This is a genomic window from Bacillus sp. JJ1503 (genome assembly GCF_036965125.1).
Taxonomy (GTDB): Bacteria; Bacillota; Bacilli; order Bacillales; family Cytobacillaceae; genus Cytobacillus.
In genome coordinates this window covers 1-15,031 of sequence record NZ_JBALOZ010000070.1, presented here as the reverse complement: position 1 = coordinate 15,031, position 15,031 = coordinate 1, and the positions used below count along the sequence as shown (strand labels likewise).

Annotated in this window: 13 protein-coding genes and 1 pseudogene; 10 read left to right on the top strand and 4 right to left on the bottom strand. The window is 39.9% G+C overall.

All coding sequences use genetic code 11. The features are described 5' to 3' along the window. Window positions 1–875, top strand: a pseudogene (locus V7149_RS06535) (hypothetical protein); the annotation flags it as partial. Between the two features lie 16 nt (window positions 876–891). Next, window positions 892–1,611: a M3 family metallopeptidase gene (locus V7149_RS06530; protein ID WP_335344839.1), complete on the top strand. Its 720-nt coding sequence runs from the start codon at window positions 892–894 to the stop codon at window positions 1,609–1,611. A 123-nt stretch (window positions 1,612–1,734) separates the two neighbouring features. On the opposite strand, the gene V7149_RS06525 is transcribed toward V7149_RS06530, so the two are convergent. From V7149_RS06525 to V7149_RS06510, 4 genes are all read right to left on the bottom strand, one after another. Beyond that, window positions 1,735–2,979 (bottom strand): NAD(P)/FAD-dependent oxidoreductase, encoded by a 1,245-nt coding sequence (locus V7149_RS06525; RefSeq protein WP_335344838.1) that lies wholly within the window; start codon window positions 2,977–2,979, stop codon window positions 1,735–1,737. Next, window positions 2,976–3,308 carry a (2Fe-2S)-binding protein gene (locus V7149_RS06520; RefSeq protein WP_335344837.1) on the bottom strand — a complete coding sequence of 111 codons (333 nt, stop codon included), beginning with the start codon at window positions 3,306–3,308 and terminating at the stop codon, window positions 2,976–2,978. The genes V7149_RS06525 and V7149_RS06520 overlap by 4 nt, the downstream gene beginning before the upstream one ends. Next, window positions 3,301–3,576, bottom strand: a complete 276-nt coding sequence (locus tag V7149_RS06515) for a (2Fe-2S)-binding protein (protein WP_066291766.1) — start codon at window positions 3,574–3,576, stop codon at window positions 3,301–3,303. The genes V7149_RS06520 and V7149_RS06515 overlap by 8 nt, the downstream gene beginning before the upstream one ends. Before the next feature lie 71 nt (window positions 3,577–3,647). Then, on the bottom strand, window positions 3,648–5,300 hold the full coding sequence (locus tag V7149_RS06510) for a sigma-54 interaction domain-containing protein (RefSeq protein ID WP_335344842.1): 1,653 nt from the start codon (window positions 5,298–5,300) through the stop codon (window positions 3,648–3,650). Between the two features lie 202 nt (window positions 5,301–5,502). Here V7149_RS06510 and V7149_RS06505 point away from each other — a divergent pair, with 202 nt between their 5' ends. The 8 genes from V7149_RS06505 to V7149_RS06470 all read left to right on the top strand — a co-directional run. Continuing rightward, complete coding sequence (locus tag V7149_RS06505; RefSeq protein WP_335344836.1) at window positions 5,503–6,687, top strand: NAD(P)/FAD-dependent oxidoreductase; 1,185 nt, start codon at window positions 5,503–5,505, stop codon at window positions 6,685–6,687. A 176-nt stretch (window positions 6,688–6,863) separates the two neighbouring features. After that, on the top strand, window positions 6,864–7,904 hold the full coding sequence (locus tag V7149_RS06500; protein WP_335344841.1) for a proline racemase family protein: 1,041 nt from the start codon (window positions 6,864–6,866) through the stop codon (window positions 7,902–7,904). Beyond that, complete coding sequence (locus V7149_RS06495; protein ID WP_335344835.1) at window positions 7,901–8,854, top strand: proline racemase family protein; 954 nt, start codon at window positions 7,901–7,903, stop codon at window positions 8,852–8,854. Before V7149_RS06500 ends, V7149_RS06495 begins: the two co-directional genes overlap by 4 nt. A 234-nt stretch (window positions 8,855–9,088) precedes the next feature. After that, the gene (gene dapA / locus V7149_RS06490; RefSeq protein ID WP_335344834.1) at window positions 9,089–9,982 is read left to right on the top strand and encodes a 4-hydroxy-tetrahydrodipicolinate synthase; all 894 of its coding nucleotides are present in this window, start codon (window positions 9,089–9,091) and stop codon (window positions 9,980–9,982) included. Between the two features lie 21 nt (window positions 9,983–10,003). Continuing rightward, window positions 10,004–11,494 carry an aldehyde dehydrogenase family protein gene (locus V7149_RS06485; RefSeq protein WP_335344833.1) on the top strand — a complete coding sequence of 497 codons (1,491 nt, stop codon included), beginning with the start codon at window positions 10,004–10,006 and terminating at the stop codon, window positions 11,492–11,494. Between the two features lie 363 nt (window positions 11,495–11,857). Beyond that, a complete protein-coding gene (opp3b, locus tag V7149_RS06480; RefSeq protein ID WP_335344832.1) occupies window positions 11,858–12,784 on the top strand; it encodes an oligopeptide ABC transporter permease in 927 nt (308 codons plus the stop codon). 2 nt (window positions 12,785–12,786) lie between these two features. After that, a complete protein-coding gene (opp3C, locus tag V7149_RS06475) occupies window positions 12,787–13,803 on the top strand; it encodes an oligopeptide ABC transporter permease (RefSeq protein WP_335344840.1) in 1,017 nt (338 codons plus the stop codon). Window positions 13,804–13,815: 12 nt separating this feature from the next. Next, window positions 13,816–15,031: ABC transporter ATP-binding protein (locus tag V7149_RS06470; protein ID WP_335344831.1), on the top strand; the 1,216-nt coding region annotated here is incomplete at its 3' end.

Below are 15,031 nucleotides of genomic sequence, written 5' to 3'. Positions count from 1 at the left end.
AATTAGATCGTACTTCATGTTATGCAATGTATAAATACTCGGAAGATAAATCAGATTCTTTAAATCAAAAGATGATAGGGCGTTCGCAAATCCTTGTTGGTAAAGGGAATAATGTCACAATGAAAGTTGTGAATGCTTTATTACATATTCCGAAAGAGGAGCTCGATCAATATATTATTGAAGAAGTAAAACTGCTATCATTTAATCGATTTTTAGAAAGGATCGAGGAAAAGCGGAAACATTTTTTGACACCAGAAATGGAAGAAGCATTAGCTTCCCTATCTCAATCATTAAACACACCAGAATCCTTATTTCTTACTGTAACTTCTTCAGATATAAAATTTGCCCCAGCCACTGACCGAAATGGGAAAGAGGTTCCTGTTTCCATTCATATGTACTTTACTCAAATAGAAACATCTCCAGACACTATTTTACGAAGAAATGCCTATCAATCGTTATCAGATGGATTAAAGAAATATCAGCATGGTCTGGCAAAAACATTATCCGCCGAAATAAATAAAAATGTAGCGTTGGCTAAGTTAAGAGGGTTCTCATCGGCAATAGATATGCTGCTTCAATATTCATCGCCTGGAACCCAAATTTACTCCGCTGATGGAATTTCATCCGATTTTTTTGAAAGTATATTAGATACTTTTCGTACTGAACTTTCACCGCATATGCAAAGATATGCTAAATTGAGAAAACGTCAACTCGGATTAGATCAATTACTGTTTTCCGATGTAAAGGCACCGTTAGATCCTGATTTTGACCAGCCAATTAGTTATCAGGAGGCCGGGGAAATCATTACTGCAGCAGTTGGTGTACTAGGACCATATCCAGCGTGTATTCACAGAAAGATGGGTATACAGAGGTGACAATGTTGGCCGAAGAATGATTGCGTTTGGAGGCGGAGTCCATGGTGTTCATGGCTATTCCTTCTATCCTTGGGGCGGAAATCTATTCGATCTGATGCTTTTAAGCCATGAGCTAGGGCATACGATGCATTATTCGCTATCTGCAGAAAATCAACACTTTATTAACAATGCCCAATCATTATTATTCGCTGAAGCACCTTCAACCTTGCATGAACATCTTGTTGTTGACTATTTGCGGGAAAATAGAGACGATCCGAGATTACATCGGTGGTTAAATATGTATTTAATGATGAGCTACCATCATAATTGTGTTACACATGTTCTTGAAGCTGAGCTGTTGCGCAGACTTTATAAAATTGCGGAAAGTAGTGTACCGTTAACAACTTCAATTATTAGTGAAACGAAAGGAAAGATACTGTCTGAATTTTGGGGAGATACGGTAGAGATTGATGAGGGAGCAAAATTGACTTGGATGAGGCAGCCTCATTATTATATGGGACTTTATCCATTCACATATTCTGTTGGAATATCGGCATCCAGCATTATTGCACAGCGAATAAAGACAGAAGGTCAAAGTGTTGGTGAACAATGGACAGAGGTTGTCAAAAAAGGCGGCAGTATGAATGGACTTGATCTATATAAAATGGCGGGACTTGATATGTCAACTACAGAGAACCTGAAGCTTGCTATTGCAAATATAGCCAGAATAGTTGATGAGTTGGAACAAAGCTTTTAAGGGATCCTAGCCAATCCTTCAATATCATGCAATAGGAGGCCAATATGGAACTCATAATAACAAATGAAAAATGCTGTATTGCGAAGAATTAGGGATAGTATGCTCACTATCCCCTTTTTTTGATTAGCTAATTTTTATATTTGAACTTTCATTAACTTTGTTTGCATAAAGTTTTTCCCACAGCTCATACATTTTTCTTCTGCCTTTATCAATTTCCGGGTTGAATTGAATAGCTGCTTGTTCGCGGACTATATGGACGTTTTGCACGGCTTGGTCCAGTTTATCTTCAATGGCTGAACCGCCTTTACCAGCATGTTTAGCAATAGAAAAACCAGCGATTGTTCCTTGGGCCATGGCGATTTTTCCGCTTTCAATTCCGGTAATATTCCCAGCAACATAAAGACCTTCAAGCGGAGTTTCCATCGTTTCTGAATGATGGGGAACATGGCCACCAAGCTCAGGAATGTAATGGAATGGGCAGCCGGCAACAGCAGTAAGCTCTGCAAGTGGATATAAACCGCCAGCAATACAGACGAAATCAGCATCATATATAGTTTCCGTGCCAGGGATGATGTTTCCATACTCATCAGTATCAGCTACTCGAACCCCTTCTACTTGTTCGGTTCCGATAATTTCTAAAGCAGCTTTTCGAAGGAGCAGCGGTGTCCCATTTACTTTTACCCCATTTTTAGGGAAAAATTTCATCCCCATTTTACGGAACCAACCATTTTTCATGAAACGACTTCCCATTCGTAGTAGAGGGGATGGGGCAAGATGTGCTGCATTTAGCAGTGATTTCATAACCTCTTCTGGTTCGCCTGCTTTCCCGCTCAATGGGCCTTTTTCTGGAAGTATGATTCGATCTACACGAATGCCGGCTAATTGTAATTCATTTAAAATGGCAAAGGCTAAAATATTAGCTCCAATAATGATCCCTTTCTTACCTACTTGGACACGATGAACGTTTGTCATGACTTGAGCTGCGCCAATCGACATAACGCCAGGAAGAGTCCAGCCTGGGAGAGGAATTGGGAACTCTGCAGCCCCAGTGGCCACTAGTACATTAGGAGCTGTCAAAGTACCAATGCTCGTATGTACATTCCATAATTCATCGTTCTTTTCCAGGTTGTAGACAGACACTCCGCATCGAATGTCGACTGCTAATTTTTTCGCTTCTTGATGAAGTCTCTCTGATTCCTTTATGCCGTTCCACCATTCGCCAGACGGTTCTTGGTGAAGCTGGCCTAATAATCTGCCTCCGGGTTTTACAAATTCATCAATTACGGTTACCTTCAGACCTGAAGAAGCACTTGCAATGGCTCCAGCTAATCCAGCAGGCCCCGCTCCAATAATAATGACATCCATCATTGCTGCTCCACCATCTTTCTAACAATATTAGGAAGATGCTTTCCGCTTTCAACGACCATGTCTTTTTCGACAACTGTTAGACATGCTCTTACGTTTGCTTGATGATTAACTGTGACTCGGCATTCCATACAGTGGCCAATATTACAGTAAAATCCCCGAGGTGTCCCGCAATCCTCATGAACCCGCAGTTTTCGAATTCCGTTTGCTAAAAGTGTAGCGGCAATCGTTTCATTTTCAAATGCTTCAATCGTTTTCCCATCAAATGTAAAGGGGATGGATTTTCTATCTTCTAATTTCCCTAAAATAGGGTGGTCTATAATTCTAGTCATTATTTTCACCTACTGTTCCAAATGTTACTGGGCGAATCGGCGGCTGGTATTTTAATGGGATATCACCTTGAGAAATATTAGGAATGACATCTTCAATGATTCTATCTAAAGGAATTCTGCATGTGCGACCGCCGCAAAAACCCATACCTGCTCTTGTTCGCAATTTTAATTCCCTAGCTGTGCATTGATGTTCCTCTGCCGTGGAACGCAGATCGCCATAGGTAACTTCTTCACAGCGGCAGATTACAATGGCCTCTTTGTTGTTCATTTGGAAACCTCCTCTATTTTCTAACTATGAAAAATACTATGCAAAAATCGTACCAATTTTAGAGGAAGGCATTAACTTAGGCCGAGACGTTTTAGTCTATTATATAAGGTAGCTCTCGTGATACCGAGCCTTTTGGCACATTCAAGTTTATTTCCGTTTGCAATAAGAAGTGCTTTTTCTAGCACTCTTTTCTCATGCTGATCCATTTCCTCTTGAAGAGGCAAGATGGTATTGTCCATTTCAAAGGAATCACTTTGTTCAGTCATTGTATCTATATGGTTATCAATTGGATGAGAATGAAAAGGTAAATATTCCTTTTTAATTGACCCATCTGTCGCAAAGACAACGAGACGTTCAACAACATTCCGAAGCTCACGAATATTCCCTGGCCAATCATAACGCAGCATTTCCTGCAAAACCTCTTGTGAGAACTGATGAATCGGTCTCTGATATAGAATCGAAAAATCGTTTAAAAAATAATGAGTGAGTTCAATAATATCTTCCCGTCTTTCTCTTAAAGGGGGGATCTGCAAACTAACGACATTTAACCGGTAATACAAATCTTCGCGAAATTGCCCTTCGTTCATTAAATCTATTAAATTCCTATTTGTAGCTGCAATTACACGAAAATCCGTTTCAATTTCTTTTTCCCCGCCAACTCGGTAAAATTTCCTCTCCTGCAAGACTCGAAGCAGTTTAACCTGCATTTCAAGCGGCAATTCGCCAATTTCATCCAAGAACAGTGTGCCGCCTTTTGCTAATTCAATTTTGCCTTTCTTTCCTTTTTGATCAGCACCAGAGAAAGCTCCGCGTTCATATCCAAAAAATTCACTTTCAAATAATGAAGCAGGAATAGCGCCACAGTTTATCGAAATAAATGGTGAATCAGCTCCTTCGCTCGCTTCATGAATGGCTTTAGCAAACACTTCTTTGCCGACACCGCTTTCTCCCAGTATCAAAACAGTTGATTTAACTGAGCACACCTTTTTTGCCATTTGGACTGTTCGCTTAAGCGCAGTGCTGTTCCCTTTAATTAAACTAAACGGGTCAACCGAGTGTTTATATTTCGCAACCTCCTGTTCCAAACGATGAACTTCTGTTGACATATTGAATAGTTTCTCGTTAAGAACGACCTGATTTGTTACATCTGTCTCCGACACAACTGCGCCAATGATTTGATCATTGAAATATACCGGATTTGAGTTAATCAGGACGAATAAATCCGATCGGGGCTGGTGATGCTGACGGGAAATTCTTTTTCCCCTATGTAACGACTGCAGAATTTCAAGATCCTTATGCTCGAAGAAATTAGTAATGGGCTGTCCCAAAATTTCCCTTTCTTTCACTGAAAAGATTTTTTCGGCCCCTTCAGTCCATGTGCATACGCGCTCTTGATCATCTATTACCGTGACAGAGGCATCCATTGTTCTAGTAACAGTTTCATAGAAAGCTTTTAGTTGATTATAAGAATTATTGAGGAAATAAATAATTTCGGCCGCTGTTATATAGCCAATTGGTTGTTTATCAGAATCTAAAACAACGACTGTTGATACTTGAGAATCGGCTGGTACTAAAGCTTCAAATGAATCATTGATACTAACTGCCGTGCTTCGGGCTTCATCAACAAAATACTTACCAGCTCTTTCAAAAATATTTTTGCCAACTATTAATTTAATTAAATTATTTTCGATCATTTTTTTTATCGGCGGTAATGAAAACACAATTTCCCCTCCAAACGTGTAAAAAAATATACACACTGTAAAAGATATTATACAGTAGTTTATCAAATTTTTTTGAAATTCTAAATATGTTGATACTGAATTTTATAAAAATAAGCATGAATTGTCGATTTTGTTACAAACGGCTTTTTGGCACGTTACTTGCATTAGAAAATGAAAGGCAACTTAGCGAAGGGAGATTGAGTATGTGAAACATTGTGATGTGTTAGTGATTGGCGGCGGAATTATAGGCTGCTCCATTGCCTATTATACTTCTAAATCTGGAAAAGACGTAACGATCCTTGAAAAAGGAGAATTTGTCAGTGGAACATCATCAAGATGTGACGGGAACATCCTTGCCATTGATAAAGATCCGGGTTTTGACAGTCAAATGTCATTAGTCAGCCAGAAATTAGTTGATGAGTTAAGCAGAGAATTAGAGCATAAATTTGAATATCGTGCACCAGGAAGCATCCTTGTTTGCGAGTCTGAGGAGGAAATGGAGGCAGCACAGAAATGGGTTAACCGTCAAAAAGAGGCTGGCCTGCCATTCCGTATGCTTGACCGTCAGGATATTCGCCAGGAATCCAAGTTTTTTGCAGATGATTTATTAGGCGGTTTAGAATGTGCGACTGATTCCACCGTTAATCCATATATGCTTGCTTTCTCTCTGCTAGACGCAGCAAAGAAATTAGGGGCAAAAGCCTATAAGCAAACAGAAGTGAAATCAATGAAAAAAGAAGTAAATGGGACCTTTACTGTAGAAACAACAAATGGAGTGTTTACTGCTAATCATGTTGTGAATGCAGCAGGGATATGGGCTCCAAAGTTGGGAGAAATGCTTGATCTTCGTATTCCTATTGAGCCAAGAAAAGGTCATATTATTGTTGCATCGAGACAGGAGCATGTAGGTTCCAGAAAGGTCATGGAATTTGGCTATTTAATTTCTAAATTTGGCGGACAGCGCCGGGTTGACCCGATAACAGAGAAATATGGGGTGGCACTTGTCTTTGAACCAACCGAGAGCCAAAACTTCCTTATTGGCAGCAGCAGAGAATTCGTTGGATTCAATTTAAAAGTAAATAATGAAATTCTTAAATGCATTGCCAATCGTGCGATCCGCTTTTATCCGAAAATGGCGGATATGATGGTTATCCGTTCCTATGCCGGCTTGCGGCCATGGACAGAGGACCATTTGCCAATCGTTTCTAAAGTGGAGCATATTCCAAACTATTACATAGCGGCTGGTCATGAGGGAGATGGAATTAGCCTTTCAGCTGTTACAGGAAAAGTCATTGAAGAGCTGATTAATAATAAGGAAACATGTATTCCTGTTGAGCCGCTAAGTTATAACCGGTTTAACTCTATTCAGCATTCATCTCCTGTTCTGTAAGTGGGAGATAAATGCAAAAAATATAACTATTTCAACATGGGTTTATACCCTTGCTGAATAAAGTTAAGCCTCCGGCGGATGCCTCAGATTTTTTAGTGGGAATTATCGGGCGATGCCCGATAAAAATTTGGGCGCAAATCTGCCATGGAAGATTTGATAGAAAGGGTGTTGACCATTTGAAGGCAAATAGAGTCTTTACAACGATCGATACACATACAGGTGGGAATCCAACGAGGACATTGATTAGCGGTCTTCCAGAACTCAAGGGAGAAACGATGTCTGAAAAAATGCTCCACATGAAAAGAGAGTATGATTGGATTCGCAAATTACTAATGAATGAACCAAGGGGCCATGATGTCATGTCTGGAGCGTTATTAACAGATCCATGTCATCCTGATGCAGATATTGGTGTGATTTATATAGAAACGGGCGGTTATTTGCCAATGTGCGGGCATGACACAATCGGTGTTTGTACAGCATTAATTGAGTCGGGATTAATTCCTGTTCAGGAGCCTGTTACTTCGATCAATCTAGATACTCCTGCTGGGCTAGTGGAGGTTGACATCAAGGTTGAAAACGGCAAGGCAAAGGAAGTGTCTTTCTGTAATATCCCCGCATTTCTGCTTAAAAGTGTTTCTGTAGATGTTGAGGGCATCGGCCAAGTGAATGCGGATATCGCCTATGGAGGTAACTTCTATGCCATTATTGATGCAAAATCAGTTGGATTAGAGCTAGTGCCAGAAAATGCATCAAAAATCATTGAAAAAGCGATCAAAATTAGAAATACGATTAACGAAGAAACTGAAATTATTCATCCAGAACATCCATTCATTAGAGGATTAACCCATGTTGAGTTTTTCACTGAACCTACGCATGAAGAGGCAGATGTGAAAAATACAGTCATTGTTCCTCCAGGAGGAATTGACCGCTCTCCATGCGGAACCGGTACATCGGCTAAACTAGCGGTGCTTTATTCTAAACAAGAAATTGGCATTGATGAAGAATTTGTCCATGAAAGTATTGTTGGTTCACTGTTCCGTGGATGTGTTCTAGAGACTACAGAAGTCAATGGAGTATCCGCGGTAGTGACGAGAATTGCGGGATCAGCTTGGTTAATGGGCATGCATAAATTCTTTTATAACGAAGATGATCCGCTTAAAGAAGGATTTCTCCTCATTCCCCCAATGGAGGAACATGAAATGGAGGACGTGAAATGAAAATTCAAAAGGCTTATACAGCAACAGATGTTCACGTAGCCGGTGAAGCTTTTCGCATTATCAAAGATGTGCCATTTATTCATTATGAAAGCTTGGATCAACTAGATGAACAGTTTTTTCATGCATATGCCGATGAAATCAAGCTTTTATTAAATGAGCCCCGCGGATTTGCCGGCTTAAATGGCTGTCTTGTGCTTCCACCATTTAACAGGGAAGCAGATGCTGCAGTTGTCTTTTTTAATCACGAACAAACAGTGCCATTGCATCATGCTGGGGCAGTAGCGGTGATTACTGCTTTATTGGAATGCGGACATTTATCACCAAAGGAATCAAATGAGTACACATTAGAAACTGTTAGCGGTGCCATTAAGGTTAACGCAGTAATGAAGGATGACGAGGTTGTTTCCGTTAAGCTAGAAACGAAGCCTAGTCAAGTTGTTCAAACGAATGTTCCATTGAACCATAACGAATTACAAACTGAGTACGCCCTTGTACAGGCAGATCAATTATATGCCATTTTTAATAATAAAGATGTCCAGTTCCAACTTCATTTGGATGATCTTGCTGATGTACAAAGCTGGGGACAGGCAGTAAATGAAGCATTTACATCTAACGAATCGATTCAGAGGATCGTTTTATTGGATGATTCTGCAATAGAAACAGGACGAATCAAGACGGTTACCTTCCGCAGAGATAACTTTATCGTCCGTTCACCAGGCTTTGGGACGACTGCAGCCTGTTATGCAAGTCTGCTTTCTAGTGAAGGAGTTTCTAAGGAACAGCCGCTTGAAAATGAAAGTATTTTTAATAGCTTGCTTACTTCCCAATTAGCAGATCAAAGTGACAGCGGATTTGCGTTTACATTTACAAGCCGCGGTTTCGTCACAGGTATGCAAACCTATCTGCTAGACCCAACGGATCCATTAGCAGCAGGATTTTTATTAAAATAGCATTCTTATTAAAAGGTGTTGCTTGGTAGATTGGCTGATAAATAGCCGGATTTGGCTGATAAATAGCCGAAATTGGCTGACAAACTGCTCAAATTGGCTACAAATAGCCCAAATTGGCTGACAAACCTAAATTTAGCTTTTGAAATGATTCAGACTCACTTAAAAAGTGCTATTTTACCGCATTTTTTAACGTTTGAGCATATGCATTTTAACATATAAAGGAGGAAATTGAATATGACAACAATTAGAGGAGCTTATCCAGTATTAATTACACCAATGACAGAGGCACAGGAAATTGATTGGGGCGGAGTAAAAAATAATGTGAACTACTTCCTTGACCAAGGTGTTTCAGGTCTTGTTATTAACGGAAGTACTGGAGAATTTGTAAGCTTGTCAAAAGAAGAGAAGTTTCAAATGGTAGAAACAGTATTAAAAGAGGTAAACGGCCGTATTCCAGTTATCGTCGGAACAGCTGCTGAAACAACAAAAGAAACAATCGAATATACGAAGCAGGCAGAGGCACATGGGGCTGCCAGTGCCTTAATCATTAATCCTTATTATATGAAGCCAAAAGAAAATGAAATTTATCACCATTTTAAAGAAGTCTCAAATACTGTCAATATTCCTATCATGCTTTATAACAATCCATTCACTTCTGGTGTGAATATGAGCACAGAATTAATGCTGCAAATCGGAAGAGAATGCGAAAACGTTACACATATTAAAGAATCAAGTGGAGAAATTGGCAAAGTAAGAGACCTTGCTAGACAAGGAAAAGGCGATTTCGAAGTGTTCTGCGGAGCAGAGGAACTTGTTATGGAATCTTATTTTGTTGGCGCAACAGGCTGGATTTCAGTTGCTGGTAATATCGTACCTAAGCTAGTAACCGACATGTTCAACCATTTCCAAAATGGAGAAATTGAAAAAGCATGGGCCATTAATGATCGTATTCTTCCACTTTGCTCATTCTTAGAAGGCTCAGGTAAATATGTACAAATCGTTAAGAGAGCTATGGACCTGCAAGGATTGGCTGGCGGACCTGCACGTTATCCACGTTTAGGCTTATCACAAGAGGAAGAGCAAAAGCTAAAAGAACTTCTTGCTAGTTTAGAAACTATCAAAAACTAAGTTTAATGGAGGAGAGAGAACATGCAAGCGACAAATTATACGTTGAAACCGAAAGTACAGGAATTTTTAGATGGTGTAAAAGGTCTTTATATCAACGGTGAATATGTTCCAGCGAACAGTGGTAAAACATTTACTGTCGTCAATCCAGCTAACGAAGAAGTCATTGCGGAAGTAAGCGAAGCACAAGAGGATGATATTGCTGTTGCGGTAGCTGCTGCCAGAAAGGCATTTGATGAAGGTGAATGGACAAAAATGGATGCGGCCGAGCGTTCCCATCTAATCTATAAATTTGCGGATCTATTAGAAGAGAACCGCGAAGAGCTAGCACAGCTAGAATCATTGGATAATGGAAAACCATACAAAGTCGCGCTTTCGGATGATGTAGACGGAACTATCCAGCACTTCCGATATTACGCTGGCTGGGCAACGAAGGTTTTTGGGAAGACAACTAATATTTCGAAGGATTATGTCACCTATACTCTTCATGAGCCAGTTGGTGTTGTAGGCCAAATTATTCCTTGGAACTTCCCTCTTGCCATGGCAGCATGGAAGCTTGGATCGGCACTTGCTGTCGGCTGTACAGTTGTCATTAAGCCGGCAAGCGAAACACCGCTATCCCTACTTTATATTGGAAAGCTGTTTAAAGAAGCTGGTTTTCCAGACGGTGTTGTGAATATCGTGCCAGGATCGGGCAGAATTGCTGGAGAAGCGATTATCACGCATAAGGATGTCGATAAAGTCGCATTCACTGGTTCAACAGCTGTTGGAAAAGAAGTTATGAAAAAAGCTGCTGAGCAAATAAAGGGTGTAACACTAGAGCTTGGCGGGAAATCACCAGCCATTATTTTAGAGGATGCTAATCTAGAAGAAGCAATAGAAGGTGCATTTAATGGAACGATGTACAATCATGGGCAAAACTGTAGTGCTTGCACACGTGTATTTGTACATCGAAGTCAATATGATCATGTCGTAGAAGCTTTAGCAGAGCGCGCAAACGCACTAAAAGTTGGTCCTGGCATGGATCCTGAAACAGATATGGGACCACTCGTTTCAGCAAAACAGCAGCAAACTGTTCTTAATTATATCGAGCAAGGGAAAAAAGAAGGGGCACGCCTTGTAGCAGGCGGAGAAAAAGCATTTGATAAAGGCTATTTTGTGCAACCAACCATCTTTGCAGATGTAGAAGATCATATGGTCATTGCCCGTGAAGAAATCTTCGGTCCTGTCATGTCCATCTTCGTTTTTGACACGATTGATGAAGTTATTAAACGTGCGAACGATAGTGATTACGGCTTAGCTGCAAGTGTTTGGACAGAGAATATCAAGAAAGCTCACTACATTGCAGGCAAGCTGCAATCAGGTACTGTCTGGATTAATGACTTTGGTCTTGAATGGGAAACAATGCCATTCGGCGGATACAAACAATCAGGAATCGGCCGTGAAATGGGTGGAGAGTACGGCTTGCAAAATTATACAGAAGTGAAAAGTGTTTTTGTTAATATCAAGCAGTAAGATGCACGCGGACACTTCAAAATCTTATTTAAAAAGGAACGGGCAGCTTTATTTGAAAGCTGCCTGTTTTCTTACTGATAAAGGAAAACCAGACAGTGCTAATTAGGAGCTGTTTGGTTTTTTTTTGAATAAGTGGAATAGGCAAATTTATTCAAATGATTTTTTACACTGTCTAAAAATATTTTACAAATGTGTATAAAAAAGTAGACAAGCAGAAAACAATTGCTATTCAAAGTAGTGGGAGAAATATTTATTTTCGGAATTTTACCTAAAGTTGTCGAGATTGGTATAAAAATTGCATATTAAAAAGTAAATCCAAATCACTCGCCAGAGATTCTACATAAAAAATGGAGGTGTAATCAAATGTGGAAATACGTTTTCGGAAGAATTGGCTATATGATTATTACTTTTTTTGTTATTTCAACCTTTACCTTTTTTCTCATGCAAACCTTGCCAGGCTCGCCATTTAATGATGAAAGACTATCCGAGTCACAAAAGGAAAGACTTTATGAGCGGTATGGATTGGATGAGCCTGTACCTATTCAATATGTAAAGTACATGACGAATATTGCAAAAGGGGATTTTGGAGTTTCATTCCAATATGATGGCCGGGCCGTTACTGATATTATCGGGGAGAGAATTGGCGCTTCTGCCGTCTTAGGAGCACAATCAATCCTCGTTGGGTGTATTATTGGCCTACTCCTTGGGATAATTGCTGCGGTTAAACATAATACCGCAATTGATTATATGGCAATGGTGATCGCTGTAATCGGATTATCTGTTCCCAATTTTGTTTTTGCAGGTCTATTGCAATATTGGGTAGGAGTTCGTTTACAATGGCTCCCAGTTGCTTTTTGGGAAGGATTTGAGTATTCGATCCTGCCTACCATTTCATTATCCGTCTTTGTGATTGCAACTATTGCAAGGTTCATGAGAACAGAAATGCTTGAAGTATTAGGACAAGACTTTATCATGACCGCTAAAGCAAAAGGGCTAAATCACTTTTCCATTATCTTGAAGCATGGACTTAGAAATGCTGCAATTCCCATTGTTACCATACTAGGACCACTGACTGTCAATCTCATGACAGGAACATTAGTTATTGAAAAAATATTTAGTGTCCCTGGCCTTGGTGAACAATTTGTTAAATCTATTATGACGAATGACTTTTCGGTCATAATGGGTGTGACTTTGTTCTATAGTGTCCTGTTTATTGGTGTCGTGCTAATCGTTGATATTTTATACGGGTTGATTGATCCGAGGATCCGGTTATCTGGGGGGACGAAATGATGATGATTAATAATAAGGAAGTCATAATCACAGACGAGATGTTCCAGCCAGCTGTTTCCGAGCAGAGTCCAGAGGCTATTACCCGTCCAGCCATGACATATTGGAATGAGGTTTGGAGGCGCTTTCGAAAAAATAAAGCGGCTTTTACAGGACTAATTCTCATTACGATTATTCTTGGTTTAGCTATTTTTGGTCCGTATGCGAATGAGCATGGATATGATGAACAAAATCTGACTAGGGCAAATTTGCCTCCAAAAGTTCCTGGGTTAGAGCATGTCTCATGGTTAGGCTTTAATGGGGTCGATATTCAAGGAGTGAACCGCTATGAAACAGGCGGTATAACGGAATACTTCTGGTTTGGCACAGATAATTTAGGAAGAGATTTATGGACAAGAGTTTGGGAAGGAACACGGATTTCCTTATACATTGCCTTTTTGGCAGCTACCATTGACTTAATTTTCGGTGTTGCCTATGGAGGAATTTCCGCTTACTACGGCGGACGAATTGATAATATTATGCAAAGAATTGTTGAAATTTTAGTAGGGATTCCGAGCTTAATCGTCGTTATTTTACTGATTCTCGTTTTACAGCCAGGAATCGTTTCCATTACGTTAGCGATGGTTATTACAGGATGGGTTGGCATGGCGAGAATTGTACGCGGGCAAATTTTGAAGCTAAAGGAGCAGGAATATGTTTTAGCTTCAAGAACGCTTGGTGCACGAGATAGACGCTTAATTTGGAAGCATTTAATTCCGAATTCAATGGGTCCGATTATTATTACAACGATGTTCACAATTCCAACGGCTATTTTTACTGAGGCTTTTTTAAGCTTTATCGGATTAGGGCTGCAGCCTCCAACCGCTTCACTTGGAACACTGATAAATGATGGATATAAATTAATGCGAATTTATCCGCATATGCTCGCTTTTTCTTCCATTATTATCAGCATGATCATGATTAGCTTCAATTTGATCGGGGATGGTCTTCGAGATGCCTTAGACCCTAAAATGCGCAAATAGGAGGATGTGAACGTGGAAAAAATACTCGATGTTAAAAACTTACAAGTATCCTTTGATACGTATGCTGGGGAAGTAAAGGCTGTGCGCGGGGTTTCCTTTCATCTTAATAAGGGAGAGACGCTCGCTATTGTTGGGGAGTCAGGCTCTGGAAAATCAGTTACCTCAAAAAGCCTAATGAAGTTAATTCCGAATCCGCCAGGAAGAATTTCAGGAGGAGAAATTATTTTTGAAGGAAATGACTTAGTTGAATTTTCAGAAAAGAAAATGCAGAATATTCGTGGTTCAGAAATAGCAATGATTTTCCAAGATCCGATGACATCCCTTAACCCGACAATGACAGTTGGGAAGCAAATTATGGAGAGTATTGTGAAGCACCAAAAGCTTTCTAAGAAAGATGCGAAGGAAAAAGCGATTGAACTGTTAAGTATGGTCGGAATCCCACAGCCGGAAAAACGATTGGCATCATACCCGCATCAATTCTCTGGCGGAATGAGACAAAGGGTTGTCATTGCAATGGCTATTTCCTGCAATCCAAAAATATTAATTGCGGATGAACCGACAACAGCTCTTGATGTTACCATTCAGGCGCAGATTCTTGAGCTATTAAAGGATTTACAGAAAAAATTAAATATGTCCATAATTTTTATTACCCATGATTTAGGGGTTGTTGCCAATATTGCCGACCGTGTGGCAGTTATGTATGCTGGAAAAATCATTGAAATCGGAACAGTGGAGGAGATTTTTTATAGTCCTCAGCATCCTTATACATGGGGTCTCTTAGGAGCTATGCCGAATTTGAATGAAAGAGCAGAGGAGCTTACGACCATTCCTGGTACACCACCGAATCTTATTCATCTGCCTGTTGGCGATGCATTTGCTAATCGGAATAAATATGCGATGAATATTGATTTTCAGTTTGAGCCTCCAATGTTTAAGGTATCGGATACACATTATGCAGCCACATGGCTTCTTCATGAAAAATCGCCAAAGATCATGCCGCCTGAAGTTCTTAAAAAGCATAGAGAAGAAGATCCGAAAGAAAAACAAAAGGAACGATTAGCTAAGCAGAAAGAAAAAAAGGAAAAACTTCTTGAAATCCAAAACTTAAAGCAATATTTTTCATCAGGTTCCAATGTAGTTAAAGCAGTGGATGGGATTAGTTTTGATATTTTTAAAGGAGAAACATTCGGACTTGTAGGAGAATCTGGCTGTGGAAAATCTACAACAG

Excerpts from the sequence above, each read along its gene's own strand:
- V7149_RS06525 (WP_335344838.1), bottom strand. The coding sequence starts at position 2,979 with ATGATGGATGTCATTATTATTGGAGCGGGGCCTGCTGGATTAGCTGGA.
- opp3b (WP_335344832.1), top strand. The coding sequence starts at position 11,858 with ATGTGGAAATACGTTTTCGGAAGAATTGGCTATATGATTATTACTTTT.
- V7149_RS06485 (WP_335344833.1), top strand. The coding sequence starts at position 10,004 with ATGCAAGCGACAAATTATACGTTGAAACCGAAAGTACAGGAATTTTTA.
- opp3C (WP_335344840.1), top strand. The coding sequence starts at position 12,787 with ATGATTAATAATAAGGAAGTCATAATCACAGACGAGATGTTCCAGCCA.
- V7149_RS06495 (WP_335344835.1), top strand. The coding sequence starts at position 7,901 with ATGAAAATTCAAAAGGCTTATACAGCAACAGATGTTCACGTAGCCGGT.
- V7149_RS06520 (WP_335344837.1), bottom strand. The coding sequence starts at position 3,308 with ATGACTAGAATTATAGACCACCCTATTTTAGGGAAATTAGAAGATAGA.
- V7149_RS06530 (WP_335344839.1), top strand. The coding sequence starts at position 892 with ATGATTGCGTTTGGAGGCGGAGTCCATGGTGTTCATGGCTATTCCTTC.
- dapA (WP_335344834.1), top strand. The coding sequence starts at position 9,089 with ATGACAACAATTAGAGGAGCTTATCCAGTATTAATTACACCAATGACA.
- V7149_RS06515 (WP_066291766.1), bottom strand. The coding sequence starts at position 3,576 with ATGAACAACAAAGAGGCCATTGTAATCTGCCGCTGTGAAGAAGTTACC.